We start from the raw sequence: 18,755 nt of genomic DNA, 5'->3' as shown, positions 1-18,755 counted from the left end.
GCCCTCATTAATCAGTTATTTACGGGCAGCATAAAATCTTTACATTGTCGTAGCATACGAAATTTGTGTTTTATTGGTACTACTCCATCCCCATCAAACTAACAATAATCAAAAAATAGAGAACTAAATTGCACATCTATTTAGGCCTCTATTAGTTAGTTCTATTCAACAGCTGATCTAGTTTCTGGCTTATCTCTATTGTCTTAGGATCTGTAAATCCTTTTTCAAGGGCAGTAAATACCATGAGTCCTCTAATTTTTTCTATCTCTACTACCAATGATTCACATTGAAGACAACATATCTTAGTATGTTTTTTTAATAATAAGATTATCACCTAGCTAAAATTAGATTTATATATAAGTCATTTTAAATTACACCATAATTAATACTTGAACATTCCATGTAGGTTTGACGTCCCTATTAAATAGTTTTCAATACTAAAACCTTAAAACTTCGGACCGTATGGATCTTCATCTAGCCAAAGACCAAGTCTTGGAATAATGGATGTGAGAGAAACTGCGACTGCTCGTTTCATATGAATTTCTTTTTCTACTCCCTACAAATGGCGAAGCGCGGTTGTATATCCATCACGTTTACACTTTTCATGAAATTATGCCTCATTTCTAAGTTTTATGGAATATATAAAATTAAAAGCTTATAACTATGAATGATGAACTGGCTATAATCTATTGTTGTTTTAAGAGTACTATCTGAAAAAAGTGGTAAAAAAAGTGAATCACTTTTTCAATATCCCAATATTTTCAGCCATCATTTTTTCTCGGATATGATTCGGAATCGGATGAGCCTTCGGTTTTTCTTTAAACGATGTCCAAGCCCGAATTCCATATCCTTCCGCTACCATCTTTTCATTTTTAAAAAACATGTGGCTTATTTTGAACACTTTTCGGTGCATTTCCACGACTGAACTACGAACTATTACATAATCTTCAAAAAATAGTGGCTCTTAAACTGACAATCCGCTTCAAGAAGTGGAACACTAATTTTCTGTTCAACGTACAAAGTAGATGATGGAGATCCTATAACAGCTAAAAACTCATGTGTAGCATCGTCCATCCACTTATAAAAGTTAGGATAAAATACTATGCCCGCAGCATCAGTATCACCCCATCTTACTCTGAACTTGTAATCTACGATCATTTTCACCACCCCTTTTAAACTCAGAATATTACGATATCTAAAATCAGATATATCTGCATTTCTATAAAGTAGTTTATCGTTCTATTACAATCGTTCCCAAATGGATGCTATCCCTTGCCCCCCACCAATACAGACCGCTGAGGCTCCATACCTTTTGTTACGCCTTTTTAATTCATAAGCAAGAGAAAGTGTAATTCTTGTTCCACTAGCCGCAAGTGGATGACCTAGCGCAATCGCACCACCATTTACATTTCCTTTCTCAGGATCAAAACCTAGCTCTTTCTGGCATGCTAAATACTGCGCAGAAAAAGCTTCATTAATTTCAACTAAATCTAAATCTTCCACTCTTAATCCTGCTTTTTGTAAAGCATTTTGAATCGCTGGTACTGGTCCAATCCCCATGTATTGTGGATCAACACCAACCACATCCCAGGAAACTAATCTCGCAATAGGTCTCAGGCCTTTCTCTTCTGCATACTCGCTTGAAGTGACAATAACAGCTGCTGCACCATCGACCATCCCACTCGCGTTTCCAGCTGTCACAACACCATTTTCGATAAAGCGGGCTTTTAGTTTACCGAGCTTTTCCATACTCGTTTTCCGAACATGTTCATCTTCTTCAATCACTCTGCTCCCTTTTCTGTCCTGAACCGTTATCGGGAAGATTTCTTTCTTCAAATATCCTTTTTGCATAGCCGCCAGCGCCCGCTCATGACTTAATAATGCATGACTGTCGATCTCTTCACGAGTGATTCTATATTTTTCCGCTAAATTTTCCGCAGTAACAGCCATACTACATCCACCGTACGTATCATATAATCCATCCCACACCCAATCTTCTATAGTAGGCCCACCCAACGAGCTCCCCCATCTGAGTCCAGGAATCACGTGCGGGACCTGACTCATACTTTCCGTCCCTCCGGCCAATACCACTTTTGCTTCGCCAGTCATAATTAAGCGTGCGGCCGTTAAAATGGCTTCTACACCCGTTCCGCATAAGCGATTGATTGTCAATGCAGGAACATGGATGGGAAGTCCTGCCTTTAAACTAACATGGCGAGCGAGATAATGTGCATCTTTACTGGACTGTTGGACATTCCCAAATACGACTTGATCTATTTCTACTGGGTCAATTTTTGCTTTACAAATCGCTTCTCGGGCTGCTTCTGCTCCTAAATCTATTGCAGAAATCTCTCTAAATGTGCCTGAAATTTCCGTAAATGCAGTACGTGCTCCTTCTATCAATACGATGTTGCTCACTCTATTCATCCCTTCTTAAATTCAAACTATTTCACTTTTCATATAAATCTTCAGTTAATTTTGCTTTCATTTCAAAACGTGGTAGCGATTCTCCTGGAACGAGCTGAATATCAGCAGTAAAAAATAGTTTAGCTCGTAAAACAGATTCGATTTCTTTCTTCAATGCGCCTTTTTCATTTTCATTTAATCCTTCGAAATACTCCACCTTAATTGGAAGTGGTGCCTCTGCTAAAGGCGGTTTCTCTTTCAGTAAAATTCGAATTTCACCTGTTGTTTTCGGCCTAAAACTATTCACTACATCCTTAATCGCTGATGGGAAAACATTCACTCCACGAACAATTAACATATCGTCGGTTCTTCCAACACAGCGCAGACGGAAACTGCGTCGACCACACTTACATGGCGTTGTATCGACTTGAACTAAATCTCTTGTTCTAAATCGGACAAGCGGGACACATTCGCGGTCAATAGCTGTATAAACAAGTTCCCCCTCCATACGATCGCTATGTGTAACAACTTCTCCTGTTTCAGGATTAATTATCTCGCAAATGACGTAATCCGATCCGATGAAGTGCATACCATTTTGCTCTTGGCATTCACTAAACATCACAGGAGCCATATCAGCATTTCCCATCGCTTCCACGACTTTGCAGCCCCAATCCTGTTCAATTTTTTTACGAACTTCAGGTAATCCCCCGCCTGGCTCTCCACCGACAGACATGATTTTAATGCTTAACTCGGAAGGGTTCATGTTGTAATTTTTTCTTACAAATTCAGCTAAATGGGATGCATAAGATGGCGTACAGAACAACGCATCAGCTTTAAAGTCGATGATACTTCGTATAACTCGATCCGAAGCCCCTGTACCAATCGGAATAAAAGTGGCACCTAATCTTTCTATTCCATCCTTGAAAGAACTTCCAACAAAAAAGGATAGACCCATTGCGAAAACAACTTTACTTTCTTTTCTAATCCCATGAGTATATGCAGCTCTAGCTAGCATTTCAGTCCAAACATCATAATCATGTCTTGTTATTCCAACATAAGTCGGTCGGCCAGTCGTACCAGATGATGAATGCACACGAACAACTTCTTTCATATCGACAATGGCATGAGAACCTAGTGGCGGCAATACATTTTGGCTTTCTCTAATTTCATCCTTATAGGTAAACGGCAGTTTGGCTAAATCAGTTAACTCTTTAATATCGCTTCTTTCAATATTAAAATTTTGAAACTTGTTCTGATAAAATTTAGAGTTCCCAAAAATATAATCCATTTGTTTTTGAATTTTTCGAGATTGAATATCCTCTACGCAAATGTCAGGTTCTATAAATACTTCTGTTTTCTTTTCAGAAATCATTATTCTCATTCCCCTTTAACTGTAATTACTTCCATAATTATTTTTTGAATATTATCACAATTTTTCACCAGTTATAAACCGAATATTCTTCTATGTAGCAAATCATGTTTTTATTTTCAGAATATTAAATCATAAATATCCCTAACGTTTCCCAATAATAACGAAAAGATAACCTTTTTTCCTTCAAAAATAGGTTATCTTCTTGTATAAAACCGTTTCCACGACCTAATCTTTCTTCGTCTCTTTATATCGCAACAAATTAACGCAGTGAATATTTAAAGATACAATACAAAAAACTTTCTAATTGTTAGAAAGTTTTTCACTTATTCTTCATTAATTTTTACTGTTTAAAAGTGTTTCCAATTCCCTCGTGGCTTCTATCACTTTTTTTACATACGTATTAACAGAAGATGGCCGAATGCGTTGCTCAGGGCCAATTAATTCAATAGCAGCTATAATGTCTCCGTTCTTGTTTTTTACGGGGGCAGCAATTGATGTTAATCCAGAGGAAAAGTTGTTATAACTAATTGTGTACCCCTTTTCTTGAACTTGCAATAACTCCGTTAAATCATATTGAAGCTTATCTATTGTATTAAGTGTTGCTTCCATCGAAATAATTGCCTCTATTTCTTCTTTCGATTTAGTGGAAATTAACACTTTTCCTGCGCTTGTACTTAAGAGAGGCTGAGATTTCCCTACATATGTCAATCCGTCATACATAGGACGATCAGAATCTACTGTATTAACATAAAAAGTTTGATTATTATATAAAATGCAGAGTGAGGATGCCTCATTCACCTTTTTAGTTAGTGAATATAAAATTGAAATAGATGCATTATATAGGACTAAATCTTTTATTAATACTGATTCTAATGCGCGTATAGAAACACCAAGACGATATTTATTATTGATATTATCTTTAGCAATGAATCCTTCTTTTTTTAAAGTGGACAACAATCGATGAGCTGTACTATCAGCGATCGAAAGTCGCTCTGCAATCTCTTTCACACTAAAATCTGGTTCTTCAATACTAAATACATCCAATATACGTAATGCATTTTCAAGTGATGAAAAGCTACTTCGTTTCATAACCTTTCCTTATTTCTTGTTATATAATTATATTAATATATAAATCCAAGACTTTTCGAAATCTCTTTTCCTGCTTTCACCACACCTTCTACAACATGTGGGAGGTCTATCCGGTTACTAGGCCCCGTAATACTGATCGACGCGACGACAGATTCATTATAATCGTAGATAGGAGCTGCAATACTGGTTATGCCTTCACTAAATTCATCTATACAAACTGCATATCCTTGCTTTTTGATTTGACTAAGATGACTCTTTAATTCTTTTACATTCCTAACTGTTTTTGAACTAAATTGATGAAATTGTTGCAGTTCAATCTTTTTAATGACTTCTTCCTGTTCTGTTTGTTCTTTAAAAGCTAATAAAACTTTCCCACATCCAGTGCAGTATGCTGGATTATTCTTTCCAATGTGAGAAGATAATCTAACTGGATGTAAGCCTTCTATTTTTTCCAAATATATAGTTTCTGTTCCTTCTAAAACTCCAATATGAACAGCTTCGCCAAAATCGATAACTAATTTATTTAAAGTCGGCCGAGCTTCTTGATGAATTTCCATTGTTGTTTTGACAATACCCGATAATTTTAAAATTGACAGGCTAAGTCTATATTTTTTAGTTCTTGAACCTCTCTCCAAATACCCGTATTTTTCCAATACCTTCAAAAGACGCTTAGTAGTACTAATACTCATAGATTTTTTTTGAGCAATCTCCGACAATGTCCATTCACGTTTTTCTACGGTGAACAAACGTAAGATTTGCATAGCGTTTTGCACAGTCTGGATTGTATAATCTCTATTAATCTCATTCACCCCTTTATATTCTCTACCATTTTGTAATACATATTACCTCTTTATATCGTATTTTAACAATTTTCAATCATTAAAATATATCTTTTCAATAGCATAACAAAAAGGAGAATTCAAATGTCTATTTATTTTATCCGTTTAATCTTACGCTCAAGCTAGATCAATATTTAGATAGATAAACTCCTTATTATCAATACAAATTCAAAGTAAAAGCAGTATTTTAACTGTCACCAATTGATAGTTTAAAACACGATTCATTTTTCTGTTTTTTTTTAAAATAATATAAATTATCACATAGCAGAATTTTATTATTTATATACGACAAAATCCCATGTTACTATCAGTCCAATCATTAAAAAGGAGGAATTTATTTGAACTTACAAATGGGAAATTAAAGAAACAGGTCCAAAAGAACGGAATGAACAGTGTATGAAGCAGATCGATTATGTTTTTTCAGAAATCTAATTTTAACGAATAGTCATTTTCTACACAAAGAATTCGTAGATTAGATCTTAAATATTTGGCAGACCTAAAAATATTAGCGTTTACAACTGAAAATTATACGCAAAAGCCAAAACATGTCCTCCTACTAATAAAAGTATCTTTCACAGCAGAAATCTTGTTCGTTCTTCATGGGACTTTATCCGAATTTAAGATGAAGGCTGAACTGACTGAAAATGCTCTCTGGTTTGTGATTGAAGAAGAGGTGTCAAATCTATAAGTATTTTTACCAAAGCAATTTACTAAATACTGTAGAGCCTAAAGGTATTTCGTTATTTTAGGAGGGATTTATAAGTATGAATTCAATGAATCAATCAATTGAAAGTACAACAATCAAAAAAACAATGATACGCATTTTACCATTTACGTTTATATGCTATGTCGTTGCTTATTTGGATCGTGTGAATTTAGGCTTTGCAGCTTTGGAAATGAATGCAAGCCTGGAATTATCCGCAGAAGTTTTTGGGTTATTATCAGGTATTTTCTTTCTTGGATATTTCCTGTTTGAAATACCTAGCAACTTGATTATGCACAAAATTGGTGCAAAAATTTGGATTGCTAGAATTATGATTTCTTGGGGGATCATTGTAGCTTTAACAGCATTTGTACAATCAGCCACTCATTTGTACATTGCTCGTTTTTTACTTGGAATTGCTGAGGCAGGCTTTTTCCCAGGAGTTATTTTATATTTCACATATTGGTTTCGGAATAAAGAAAGAGGACGCGCTTCCGCTTCTCTAGTTATGGCTTTGCCGATTGGTACGATTATAGGAGCCCCCTTATCAACCTGGATTATGGACAACATTGCATGGTATGGGATATCTGGTTGGAGATGGATGTTTATCCTCGAGGGGATCCCAGCCGTTATTTTAGGAGTTGTCACGCTGTTTTACTTAAATAATGCTCCCAAAGACGCTAAATGGTTAAATGAGACAGAAAAGAATTGGCTAGAAAATGAATTAGATAGAGAAAGAAGTCAAAGCATTGCAGTAAATAAAGCGTCAAAATTAGAAATGTTTAAAGACACGAAGGTATGGAAATTAGCTTTTATTTATTTTGCTAATTATACAGCAATGTACGCTCTTAGTTTTTGGCTGCCAAGTATCATTAAATCATTTGCTACTAGTTCAAATAATATGGAAATTGGCTGGTTAACAATTATACCTGCACTAATCGGAATCCCTTCCATGTTACTCTTTGGATGGAGTTCTGATAAAAAAAATGAGCATAAAAAGCATTTGATTGCAAGCTTCCTCATTGCAGCTTCAGGCTTTATTATGTGTGGATTTGCTGGTAACGCATTAACAATGATCGTATTAATCGCTTTCGCAGCAATTGGACTATATGGATTTGTAGGCGCCTTTTTCTCATTTATGACTCTGTTTTTCACGGAATCAACCGCACCAGCCGGCATTGCAACGGTTAATGCATTTGCAAGTTTAGGTGGTTTTTTGGGTCCTATGATTTTCGGGAAATTATCAGTTTCAAATGGGATGTTCGTGATTGGTATATTAGCGATTTTCGCTTGTATGGTCATCCTATCCCTCAGACAAAAAGAATTAAGTATTGTACATGGAAAGGTTCCTGTGGATAAAAATACCATCGATCGGTAAATCAAATGATATTGGCGGTTGTACTAAGTATTTTAACCAATACCGATGAAAGACCTGTATTATCAATGAAAAGCTGGTTAGTTGCGGCGAGTGTTGCCGGAATTACAGAGTGGATTATGGTAACGAAATATGACATGGGTATGATGGGTTCCGCCTGGGCAAACACCATTGTACAACCTACCCCTGTTTTACTAATTACTTTTGGTTCGGTAAAACAAAGCTTAAACCCAAAATAAAAGATATAATGATTAATCTTAAGACAATTGGTGAATTCGCTTGGACAGGCTTTGCATCTTTTTCGAGTTAGCTCATGATGTTTTTTTCTATTATTTTCTTTAATAATTTACTGCAAAGCTACGGTGGTAGAATGCACGTTGCAGCTTTCAAACCGTGCAGCACTCGATCACATATTCCCAGAGCGTCCTGTTATTCTATTACAAATAAAAAGTCATTATATCTAGGTAAACAGCAAAGCACTTGAGATTGCGGGTATTAATAGATATACAGATAATCCACCCTACGTGATCATTGTAATGGAGAATCAACAGGTGTTTTGTATGAGACAACGATTGTGTTAGTATCAAATCAGGCATTCAATTTTTCAAAGGAACGTCGTATGAAAATGATGAAAAAGTTTCTCGAACAGGCAGCTTCGCTAGGTGTGACGTCAGTTAACGATTTATATAGATCGCCTGCTATGGAAAAATTACTGGATTTCGAATTGTTTAGTCATCTCGATAAAAGCGGAGAATTAACTGCGCGGATTCATCTTTCCCCTCTCTTAAATGATGATATAGAACGTGCGAAACAATTGCGTGATACTTATGCATCAGGCAAGCGTCGAGTCTCCGGGTTGAAACAGTTTGCTGATGGAGTAATAACCGGCTATACCGCGTATTTAGTTGAACCATATTCAGATAAACCAGAAACCTTTGGGGAAACAGCTGTTTCTCCAAAGACAATTAAAAAATGGATAGTAGAGGCTGATCGAGAAGGCTTTTAAATCCGTATTCATGCGATTGGTGATGGAGCAATCGTTTTTCAAAATGATTTAGCATGCGAGAATGTCCCCTTTTCATTAGATACTTATTAAGTTTTGAAAAAGCTAAATAATAAATATAACTATATAGTGAGAATGACAACAAAACTATTTAATTTTAAAAGCTCAAATCAGTATAACTCCGTTCTAAATTTAGGACGGGGTTATACTGATAGATGTTTCATTTAATTATTTTTTAAAATATTCAATATAAAAAATACTTTCTATTAGGGATTACAATACAATTACAGAAAAATTGTACGTTAAGGAACTGATTCAAATATTTCTGAGTTGTATTTAAACGTAAAATATTATCGAAATGCTATTTTCTTTATCGTATAAACTAGGATTAAATTGAAACTTTAATATTATTGTTATTGTAATTGTTATTGTTGACTGTTATATATTTAGACCAGAATACCGTTATGCAAAATCCAATAATAAGTATTACTCCTGCAAAGATATAAGGTAAATTAACATTTACATTAAGTAAAACACCTCCCGTTGCTGGACCTACTATATTTCCGAGACTTGTATAAGTAGAATTCATCCCCCCAGCAAACCCTTGATTTTCTCCAGCTATTTTAGATAGTAGTGTAGTAATTGCTGGTCGAAGTAAGTCACATGCCAAAAAAGTGACAAATGTTACAATCATGATGCCCCCATAATGACTAGTAAATGTAGACACGAATATAAATATAGCGGCTATGAATAAGCTACCTTGAATGATTCTTTTTTCACCAAATCTTTTTACTAGTTTATCGAAGAACAAGATTTGTGCTATTACTCCTAATATGGCGCTTATTGAAATAATCGTTGATATATCCTTAGGTGTAAAACCGAACTTTTTATCAACTACAAAGCTAAACATATGTTCATAAGCTGATAAACCACATCCTAAAACAAAAACAAGTACCAATGGGATAAAATATACAGGGTGAAAAGATTGTTTCATTTCATTAACAAAACTAATTTGTGTTTTGTTATCTCGCATTTTAATACGTTGTTCTTTAGATACAGGTTCTTTTAAAATAAATACTGAAAAACACGCAGCGATACCAGAAATTACTGCTGCAAAAAAGAATGGTGCACGTATGCCAAAATCAGATATAAAACCGCCAATACCAGGACCGATGATGAATCCTGTACTGATTGCTGCCGATAGGTATCCTAATGCTTTTGCCCTGTTTTCTAACGAAGTTGTATCAGCAATAAAAGCAGTAACTGCCGGCATCATACATGCAGCACTAATCCCCCCTAATGCTCTAGAAAGAAATAATACCCATATTTGATTTCCAAATCCAAATAAAAACTCAGAAAAGGAAAAAATGATTAACCCTATTATGATCATTTTTTTTCGACCAAATATATCTACCCATATTCCAGAAATAGGAGATATTAATAGTTGGAAAAATGCAAAAGTAGCAATTAAATACCCCATAATATCAGTTCCTAATTGTAATGTTTTCATATATGTTGGCATTATGGGGACAACAAGACCAATCCCTAAAAACACGATAAATAAATTAAATAATACTAAAGCTAAAGATAATTTTTTTCTATTGTATATATCCATATATTTTTCCTCATTCCCTAATTAATCAAATATAAAGAGGCCTTTTTATATAATCATTAATTAGTATAAACCTTAAAGTAACTTCAAAGTCTATAGGATACAGCTAATAAAATAAAATTTTTTCCCATACTACATATCAAAATGCAGCATGAAATATCATTTACGGAACTTTTTTAACTTAAAAACCCCTCAGCATACGGTATTCACGTTTTATTGGTGCTATCCCATCGCTATCAAGCTAAGCTCATACAACGCCAATTATAGTAGAGGTTGCTTCTTCTTTCTAAAGGCTAAGTGTAGAAATTTTAAAGATTTGCATACTAAATAAACCCTAAAGGTTTATTTTTTTGAATTAAGCCACTTGATTATTCAACATTGAACACTCAATCTGTTGTGTTGAAACATCAATATATCTAAAAAAGGAGCTCTCTTGATAAAGAGAGCTCCTTTTTTTATTTCTTCTTCTTTTCTGTCGGTTGACTTTGTTTAGCGAAATTAGATGAATCATCGAAATTTGGTTGCTTTTTACCAGCATTATTACTTCTACCTTTTCCCATATGTAATACACCTCCCCTCATCCTTACTATTCCCAATAAAAAAATCCTCTTGCATCCAGAAGTTTTTTTATTGTCCCTTATTCATAAGGCACCACTGTTCTCGTAGTACTTCCAACACTTTCAGTTAGAGAAGCTTCCACAGTAGTGGAAGCTTTTCATTGTTGGGGTGTTTTATTTAAACCCACTACCCTCATCACGTTTATTCATAATGAAACTTTTTATTAGCAATCCAATAATACGTTACGAAGAGTGTCAATAAAATCCACACTATAGTTAGTAATCCAGTAATTATTGCGTTTGAATTTACTCCCCCCGTAACTAACGTTTCCATTGCATACTTACTCATACTGGCTGGATTAAGCAGATCCATTATTGGATTCAAACCGACGATTACTCTACAGGCTAACAGGAAAACAATTGAAATTAATGCAATCATACCTTGACTGTGAAAAATAGCACTTATCATTGTTGTGAAAGATACGATAAAAAAAACCCAAATTAGATAAAATAGTAATCCAGTAATTAGGTGTGCAAATGGAACGGCAGTAAAAAGAAAATTTACATATAGATAAGAAGTTACGTATCCAATTGTTACACTAAACGCTACCATTAAATAGTTTGACACTATTTTCCCACCTACATATGAAGTAACAGTAACGGGTCTTGTTAAAATAAAAGCCAACATACCATTTGCTTTATCTGTTTGAATAGTACCCATCATAGAAATCACTAGAATCATAAGTCCAAGCTGATCAAACTGAGATCCCAAAGTACTCGCTAATACTTCACTCCCTTGTTGCGCTGCCATATTCGGATCAATAGTAATTCCCTGTCCTCCACCTAACGCTTCTAAAATTGATGGCAAATAATGAGTTACTATCGGTTGTGTTGCGCCTAAAAATATAAAAACAATTGGTAGCCAAATAATCTTAAAATCACGTAACATTTGAACACATTCTTTTTTTATCAATACAATTGAGTTATTCATTTTTGCACCACCAATTTCAAGAAAATTTCTTCTAAAGTATCGTTGCTCATTTCAAATTTAACGATGTCCACTTTATGTTCGAGTGCATTTTGCAGTAACATATTTTTGTTTATTTCGATACTTTCAACCTTCACTTTGATTTTAAGCCCAACTACTTCTACGTCCTTCACATACGGTAATTTTTTTACAACTTCAATCCACTTTTGATCTTTAGTTGTTATTTCAATAATCAATTTATTTTCACTATTACGGTGTAAAAGTTCCGTAATCGTTGTGTCTTCTATTTTTGTTCCATCTTTTATAATGACAAATCGTTCACAGATTTCTTCTGCATCGCTTAAGATGTGGGTTGATAATAAAATCGTTGTATCTTTTTTTATTTCTTCAATCAGATTTAATACTTCCCGCCGGCCGATCGGATCTAATGCGGATACCGGTTCATCCATGACAATAAGCGAAGGTTTATGCAATAATGCTTGCGCAATGCCAAGTCGTTGTTTCATTCCACCAGAAAATGTACTAACCTTTGCATTTTCTTCGCCCCTTAGTCCAACTTTCTCCAACATTTTTGGAATCGACTTTGACAATTCTTCTTTTTTCAATCCCGAAAGTTGGCCCATAAACGTAAGCGTTTCTCTCGCTGTCATCCAATGAAAAAAATTAGGATATTGAGGTAAATAACCAATTTCACTTTTCATTTTTGATATTTTTATTCCATTCAATAAAACTTCACCAACAGTTGGATGAATAATATCCGAAATTACTTTTATTAATGTGGATTTCCCTGCTCCGTTTGGTCCAATTAATCCAACGCATTCCCCCGCTTGCAATTCCATCGAGAAATTATTGACCGCAGTTTTTCCTTTAAATGATTTTGTTACATTTTTAATCTCTAATTTCATAATTTCTCACTGTCCTTTCTCCCTATAACAAAGTACAAAATAGGTCCCAATATATTAACGAAAAGAATAATGAACGTCCATACAATTACATTTTTTCTTGTTTTCCTATTTCGATATAAATCAATGAATGCAATGAAAACTAAAAGTGCCCCTACTGCAATAACTGGTAATATAATGGGTAGAAAAGCCATAATATCAATGTCTTTAAGATCATTCAATCCATAATGTATTTTCATTATTACCACTCCTTTCTAACTTCATTATCATTATTGATAATGATAAAATAAAAACGGATGGATTGCAATCATTATTCTCATTATTTATAATGAGAATAAAAAAACAATACATAAGGTGATATAATGAGTAATAAAGTTGAAATTTTAATGCATCCGGTAAGAATGAAAATTTGCCAAGTGTTAATGAGAAATAAGGAAGATGGGCTAACACCATTAGAAATGGTAAAAATCATTAAAAATGTACCACAAGCCACACTATATAGACAGCTACAAACTATGGTTGATTCTGGTATCGTCCATGTAATTAAAGAAAAAAAGGTGAAATCTGTTTCTGAAAAATATTATGCAATCAATGAAGAAGATGCAAAAATTGAAGGAAGTGAATGGAAAGGATTATCTGATGATGAAAAGTTAAACTACATTTCCTATTATCAATTGTCACTTATGACACAATATCAAAGTTACCTTAAGAAATTAGAGGAACAAAACAGTCAAGAAGATACTGCTACTTTTTCTGTAGTAGAATTAAAGCTAGATGAAGAACACTTTGGAAAATTCCAAAGCGAACTTAACGAATTAATGATTAAATACTACAATAGCCAAAATAAAGATGAAATAGTGGCTCCGGTTCGGACCATCGCTATTACAATTATTCCAGAAACGTGAACTCACTCAATATACATCATACAAGCCGATGCTTCCTTCCCATCAGAAACATCGGCTATCTTCATTTCGAAAATTGTTTTAGCCTTTACTGTATGGCTCGCGAAAAAACTTATCTAGGAGCTGAAATATTGTAAAATCTAGTATTAGAATGCGCTTAAAGATCCTGTCTTTCTTGTATTAAATAAACTCTTTTCTTTCTTTTCTCGTGTTAGTCTCATACGATCCACACTCTCTCCAAACACTTTTTAAAAAGAAGCATGGGTAAAAATTAGGGATCCACCAAGACATATCAAAATCTAAACGGATTGTCCAAAATGCTAGAGCTTGTAACCCTGAGCAAAAAGTTAAAATTAATGATAAAAACGCAAAGTGGCTCCAAATATGTATTTGTTTAGAATACATATACAAACTTAAAAGTCCCGTTAAAGAGATTAACAAATCCAAGGGTAAAAAAGACCAGTTCCATGCTACTAAAATAGGGTCTTCATAATCTTTAAACAAATATTCTTGCGGAATTATATGAAAAATTGTTATGAGCCAATATACACATGCCCATCAACTTAAGAATTCAGGATTACCCCAAAACCAAAAAATAAGCAATTTTGTTACAAGCTAGCACAAAAATTCGTTTTTGGGTTACTAAAAAATTTCAGTTTGATAACTATGTGGTGAGGGGCTACCCCCAGCATTTCGGAGCCCCTCACGCCAAGCAAAAAATACAATAAGTCGCAATTCAATGTATCTAGAAATTTATGAAAATGCTTTCCAGATTGCTTAACTGGAGGGCTTTTTTAATTCTCATGATTCTCGATATAGAAAATCAATAAATAGTATCTACTTAACATTAGCTCCCGTTATCAGTAATTGGATAACTACTTAAAACCGAAAAGGAATTTGCCAATTTTTTTGCAAAACTCAATGGTGGTTCAATAGATTGGATATGAATATACATAATCAATGGTTTCATATATAACCAATGATTATGTAAGGCGCTAACAATAATCCCTTGTTGAACAATTGATTGCATAAATAAAGGAACTTCTTCTTGTAAAATAGCGATTTCTCCAAAGTTCAACGCATTGCCATTTTGATCTAACGATTCAAAAGATATCCCAACCGGTATCACTGAGGTGCTTGGTCGTCCTTGAACCAGCACTTTAATATTACGACGCAAGGAGACAGAACAAACACCCTGATTTATGTTGCTTTTTCCATTAAGAATTTTAGCAAATTGTTCACAAAGAAAATTAAGGTTGTTCATAAATCTTATACCCCTTTCTTATCAGATAAAAGTTACTATATAAGTATTAATACTCGTCCATTAGCTTTTATATAAGTAATTTAAGTAACTCTTATTTAGATAATAAGAAAACAATGCATATCATATTCACTTCTCATTTAATTTAAAAACACCAAAAATATATTTTTAGGATGTTCTTAAAATATTAATACTTGTCGATACATGATTGTTTTTCCTCAAAGAAATCATTAGTTAAAAAAGTTATGATTTTCTGGACAGGTAAGAGTGATACAGGATCTTGTAGGTAGAAAACATATCCCAGTAATTCAAATCAGTTCATATTATCCAGTTATTACTCTTTAAGGGAATCCAATCTCTTTTTGATAATTCATATTTTATTTGCTTTCAAAAAATATACTCTGTATCAAAACATTCAACATCATTATATTTCCTCTTACATTCATGTCTCTTTTTATTTCTTGAGAAACTTGACAACAGAACCGAGATTAATTCATCTACACGAACTATTTAATGCCATTGAATCTAATAAATTCTTTTACAATGATACATACTATCCTTATATAAATCGTTATAATACGAACATGCAATCTTAAGAGGAGGAGCTACTTATGTCTGAACATATAGAGATTATTTTGAGAACACTGTTATCTTTCTCGATTTTATTTATCGGAGCTAAAATATTGGGAAAGCAGATTATCGCTGAAATGAATACCTTTGATTTTATTGGTGCTATCTCTATCGGAAGTATTATTGCAAATTTAGCATTTAATTTAAATGTAAAAACTCATCATACAGTTATAGCTTTTCTTATTTTAGTATTTGTCATTTTAATGGTTAGCTATATATCCATGAAAAGTCGGATAGGCAGAAAAGTATTTGCTGGAAATCCAACAGTCATTATGGAAAACGGAAAAATTTTAGAAAATAATATGCGGAAAATGCGCTATTCTCTAGATTATTTAAACCAACAATTAAGAGAGAATGGTATTTTTAACATTGAAGAAGTTCTTTATGTCGTAGTTGAAACAAATGGTAAAATATCTATTTTGAAAAAACCTGAATATCGTACTGTTACAAAACAAGATTTAAATATACCAACAAAAAAAGAGTGTAAACTCCCCATCGAGCTAATTATGGATGGAGAAATTATGACAGAAAACCAAAGGCAAAACAATCAGACGGAGTTAGAATTACAATGTGAGCTAAAAAAACGTAACCTTAGCTACAAAGATGTTACGTATGCTGTACTTGCAGCAAATGGAAACATTTATATTGACACATATAAAGATAATATTACTTCTCCAATGGACCAAGAATAGGCTATTTCTTAAAAACACAGGTGAACATATATTAGCCTATCTCGAAGTAATAAAACCTCTCCATAACAAAAATTCTATGCAGTATTGACTACTGATAATGATGCGTTATGTTAACTTAATATGTATAAAATATACATAATGTTTTTGTGTAACTACTCTGATACTATAAACTTAGAACAAAGAAATTGGGGGAAGTAATTTGAACCAAGATAAATCGATGAAAGCAATAGAGAATTTATCTATCATACAAAAACTAAAAAAATGGGCTAAAAACTTAAAAAAACAACTTTTTGCACTTTATTTTGCATATCGAGATGAAAGAGTTCCTTGGTATGCAAAATTATTTACAATGCTGGTTGTTGCGTATGCTTTTAGCCCTATTGATCTAATCCCAGATTTCATTCCAATTTTGGGGTATCTTGATGATGTAATTCTTGTACCATTGGGTGTTTCCTTGGCATTAAAACTAATTCCTAAAGAAGTGTTGGAGGACTGTAAAAGAAAAGTAGAAGAAAGACAAACAACAGGTAAACCTAAAAATTGGATAACAGGTGCTATTTTCATTGTTATTTGGATTCTTGTTTTTGTATGGGTTGGAAAACTTGTCTTATCATATATGAATTATTGATACTTCCGCTTTCCGGGCTTATTTTATTTTTGGCTTAGCGTGGTTTTTTCCAAAATGCTGGCGATACCCCATTGCCAGCAACCTAAGCTTTTGAGATACCCCCATACCGAAATTTTCACCTTTTTACAGTTATTTATGAGAATTCAGCTCATTTTTTCGTTTTGGGGAACAATCAATTTCTTAAGTTGATGGGTATGTGATAATGCATCCATTTGAACAAATTTTCCTTTTCCATACCGATCACACACCTTTTGTAGAGTAATAGTATCAGCATATCCCAGTTTAAGAGGTTACTCACGAAATATTTAGAATTTTTTTGCGATAATCCTCCGAAATGTAATACGGACTTTAAATATTTTCATTTATAATTCTCTATTTGTCTATACTTTTCATACCGCTGTTGTATAAGCTCTTCCGCGGATAATAGTATCAATTTTTTCAGAGATGATTCGATTACAGATTCAATCACTTTTGCCTGTGATTTTATATCATTTTGTGCTCCATCTTTAATTTCAGGAATGATTTCATCAATAATTCCTAAATGTTTTAAATCTTTTGCTGAAATTTTCATATGTTCAGCAGCTTCTGGAGCATACTTAGCGTCCTTCCATAGGATAGATGCTGCTCCTTCTGGCGAAATTACCGAGTACCATGAATACTCTAACATATGGATATGGTTACCGACACTAATGCCAAGAGCTCCACCACTTGATGCCTCTCCAATTACAATACAAACAATTGGCACTTTAAGTGTAGCCATTTCAAATAGATTTCGAGCTATCGCTTCAGAAATTCCACGTTCTTCAGACCCTTTCCCTGGATAGGCGCCTATTGTATCAATAAATGTAATAATAGGGCGATTAAATTTATCAGCTTGTTTCATAAGTCTTAGCGCTTTTCTATAACCTTCTGGATGTGCCATTCCAAAATTTCTTTCTATATTTTCCTTTGTATTTCTACCTCTTTGATGACCAATAACCGTAACGGGCATCCCTTTAAATTTTGCAATACCACCTATCATTGCTTTATCATCACCATATAATCGATCACCATGAAGTTCGAGAAAGTTTGTAAATAATAAAGGTATATAGTCCAATGTCGTGGGCCGGTTACGTAGCCTTGCAATTTGAACTCGTTGAAAAGGTGTAATATTAGAATAAATTTTATCCTGCATTTTATTTAAACGTTTTTCTAATACATGAATTTCTGGCGATAAATCTACATTATTTTCTTTCATAATTTTCTTTAATTCATCAAATTTCTCTTTTAATTCAATAATAGGACGTTCAAAATCCAAACTCATTTTACCCTCCAAATGTTATGATTTACCTCACTCTAATCAAAAGGCTTAGAAATAGAATCAATAAATAATTCAAAACCATCCACAACTATTTTTTGTTCTGATTCTGATAAATTATTGAGAATACTTTGATAAAATGTAATGGATTGCTCTCTTAAGCAATTAACAGTTATGTGACCTTTTTCTGTGAGGTGCAGAAAAAGTTCTCTTCTATTTTTTTCATTTACTTCACGATAAATAAGCCCCTTTTTTACTAACTTATCTACCAATCTACTTACAGTTGAAGTCTCTAATCTAAGTTTATTGGATAGTTGCCAAACAGTTAATTTTTCCACCTCTAGTTCCTCTAACGCCATCATTTGAGAAGTTGGTAAAGGTTTTTCAAATGGTCCATTGGGCAAATTTTGAGATTCAAAAACCCCAGTTATTATAATCATTTTCTTAATATCTGTTCTTAGTTTTAAGGCATCTTCTCTTTTCAAATAGGTCACCCTCC

General features: G+C 33.6%; 17 protein-coding genes and 4 pseudogenes. 6 read left to right on the top strand and 15 right to left on the bottom strand.

The features are described from left to right. Window positions 1-151: 151 nt before the first annotated feature. The 7 genes and pseudogenes from DN390_RS07535 to DN390_RS07505 form a co-directional block, all read right to left on the bottom strand. Window positions 152-334: an aspartyl-phosphate phosphatase Spo0E family protein gene (locus DN390_RS07535; RefSeq protein ID WP_255443922.1), complete on the bottom strand. Its 183-nt coding sequence runs from the start codon at window positions 332-334 to the stop codon at window positions 152-154. A gap of 111 nt (window positions 335-445) precedes the next feature. After that, window positions 446-541: pseudogene (locus tag DN390_RS31045) on the bottom strand (FAD-binding monooxygenase); the annotation flags it as partial. Window positions 542-736: 195 nt separating this feature from the next. Further along, window positions 737-1,158 (bottom strand): annotated as a pseudogene (locus DN390_RS07525) (acyl-CoA thioesterase). A gap of 84 nt (window positions 1,159-1,242) precedes the next feature. After that, the gene (locus DN390_RS07520) at window positions 1,243-2,418 is read right to left on the bottom strand and encodes an acetyl-CoA C-acetyltransferase (protein WP_179955742.1); all 1,176 of its coding nucleotides are present in this window, start codon (window positions 2,416-2,418) and stop codon (window positions 1,243-1,245) included. 31 nt (window positions 2,419-2,449) lie between these two features. Then, on the bottom strand, window positions 2,450-3,778 hold the full coding sequence (locus DN390_RS07515; protein ID WP_147807007.1) for a phenylacetate--CoA ligase family protein: 1,329 nt from the start codon (window positions 3,776-3,778) through the stop codon (window positions 2,450-2,452). Window positions 3,779-4,111: 333 nt separating this feature from the next. Next, a complete protein-coding gene (locus DN390_RS07510; protein WP_147807006.1) occupies window positions 4,112-4,867 on the bottom strand; it encodes an IclR family transcriptional regulator in 756 nt (251 codons plus the stop codon). A gap of 32 nt (window positions 4,868-4,899) precedes the next feature. Continuing rightward, a complete protein-coding gene (locus DN390_RS07505; RefSeq protein WP_147807005.1) occupies window positions 4,900-5,676 on the bottom strand; it encodes an IclR family transcriptional regulator in 777 nt (258 codons plus the stop codon). A gap of 794 nt (window positions 5,677-6,470) precedes the next feature. Between DN390_RS07505 and DN390_RS07500 the strand changes: the two genes are divergently transcribed. The 3 genes and pseudogenes from DN390_RS07500 to DN390_RS07490 form a co-directional block, all read left to right on the top strand. Further along, window positions 6,471-7,787, top strand: a complete 1,317-nt coding sequence (locus DN390_RS07500) for an MFS transporter (protein WP_255443921.1) — start codon at window positions 6,471-6,473, stop codon at window positions 7,785-7,787. Window positions 7,788-7,795: 8 nt separating this feature from the next. Further along, a pseudogene (locus DN390_RS07495) lies at window positions 7,796-8,172 on the top strand (MATE family efflux transporter); the annotation flags it as partial. Window positions 8,173-8,331: 159 nt separating this feature from the next. Continuing rightward, window positions 8,332-8,790, top strand: a pseudogene (locus DN390_RS07490) (amidohydrolase family protein); the annotation flags it as partial. A 385-nt stretch (window positions 8,791-9,175) separates the two neighbouring features. On the opposite strand, the gene DN390_RS07485 reads toward DN390_RS07490, so the two are convergent. The 4 genes from DN390_RS07485 to DN390_RS07470 form a co-directional block, all read right to left on the bottom strand. After that, a complete protein-coding gene (locus tag DN390_RS07485; protein ID WP_147807003.1) occupies window positions 9,176-10,402 on the bottom strand; it encodes an MFS transporter in 1,227 nt (408 codons plus the stop codon). A 756-nt stretch (window positions 10,403-11,158) separates the two neighbouring features. Next, complete coding sequence (locus DN390_RS07480; RefSeq protein WP_147807002.1) at window positions 11,159-11,947, bottom strand: ABC transporter permease subunit; 789 nt, start codon at window positions 11,945-11,947, stop codon at window positions 11,159-11,161. Beyond that, a complete protein-coding gene (locus tag DN390_RS07475) occupies window positions 11,944-12,849 on the bottom strand; it encodes an ABC transporter ATP-binding protein (RefSeq protein WP_147807001.1) in 906 nt (301 codons plus the stop codon). Before DN390_RS07475 ends, DN390_RS07480 begins: the two co-directional genes overlap by 4 nt. After that, on the bottom strand, window positions 12,846-13,085 hold the full coding sequence (locus DN390_RS07470; protein ID WP_147807000.1) for a PLD nuclease N-terminal domain-containing protein: 240 nt from the start codon (window positions 13,083-13,085) through the stop codon (window positions 12,846-12,848). The genes DN390_RS07475 and DN390_RS07470 overlap by 4 nt, the downstream gene beginning before the upstream one ends. 123 nt (window positions 13,086-13,208) lie before the next feature. Between DN390_RS07470 and DN390_RS07465 the strand changes: the two genes are divergently transcribed. Further along, window positions 13,209-13,751 (top strand): transcriptional regulator, encoded by a 543-nt coding sequence (locus tag DN390_RS07465; RefSeq protein WP_147806999.1) that lies wholly within the window; start codon window positions 13,209-13,211, stop codon window positions 13,749-13,751. A gap of 177 nt (window positions 13,752-13,928) precedes the next feature. Here DN390_RS07465 and DN390_RS07460 read toward each other — a convergent pair whose 3' ends face one another. After that, entirely contained in the window at window positions 13,929-14,270 is a 342-nt protein-coding gene (locus tag DN390_RS07460) for a DUF5360 family protein (RefSeq protein ID WP_370513470.1), read from the bottom strand. A gap of 325 nt (window positions 14,271-14,595) precedes the next feature. After that, on the bottom strand, window positions 14,596-15,012 hold the full coding sequence (locus DN390_RS07455; protein WP_060631554.1) for a DUF1259 domain-containing protein: 417 nt from the start codon (window positions 15,010-15,012) through the stop codon (window positions 14,596-14,598). Window positions 15,013-15,620: 608 nt separating this feature from the next. Between DN390_RS07455 and DN390_RS07450 the strand changes: the two genes are divergently transcribed. Together DN390_RS07450 and DN390_RS07445 are read left to right on the top strand one after the other, a co-directional pair. Next, window positions 15,621-16,331, top strand: coding sequence for a DUF421 domain-containing protein (locus DN390_RS07450; protein ID WP_147806998.1), 711 nt, complete (start codon window positions 15,621-15,623; stop codon window positions 16,329-16,331). 217 nt (window positions 16,332-16,548) lie between these two features. Beyond that, window positions 16,549-16,959 carry a YkvA family protein gene (locus tag DN390_RS07445; RefSeq protein ID WP_179955745.1) on the top strand — a complete coding sequence of 137 codons (411 nt, stop codon included), beginning with the start codon at window positions 16,549-16,551 and terminating at the stop codon, window positions 16,957-16,959. A gap of 358 nt (window positions 16,960-17,317) precedes the next feature. Here the strand turns inward: DN390_RS07445 and DN390_RS07440 are convergent, their stop codons facing one another. Both DN390_RS07440 and DN390_RS07435 read right to left on the bottom strand, forming a co-directional pair. Continuing rightward, window positions 17,318-18,262, bottom strand: coding sequence for an acetyl-CoA carboxylase carboxyltransferase subunit alpha (locus tag DN390_RS07440; RefSeq protein WP_147806997.1), 945 nt, complete (start codon window positions 18,260-18,262; stop codon window positions 17,318-17,320). 32 nt (window positions 18,263-18,294) lie between these two features. Next, entirely contained in the window at window positions 18,295-18,741 is a 447-nt protein-coding gene (locus DN390_RS07435; protein WP_000817662.1) for a MarR family winged helix-turn-helix transcriptional regulator, read from the bottom strand. Window positions 18,742-18,755 lie beyond the last annotated feature (14 nt).

Source organism: Bacillus sp. SH7-1 (genome assembly GCF_008042405.1).
Classification (GTDB): Bacteria; Bacillota; Bacilli; order Bacillales; family Bacillaceae_G; genus Bacillus_A; species Bacillus_A thuringiensis_N.
Note: the sequence above shows the minus strand (reverse complement) of the source record. Positions and strands in the feature narration are given on the sequence as shown.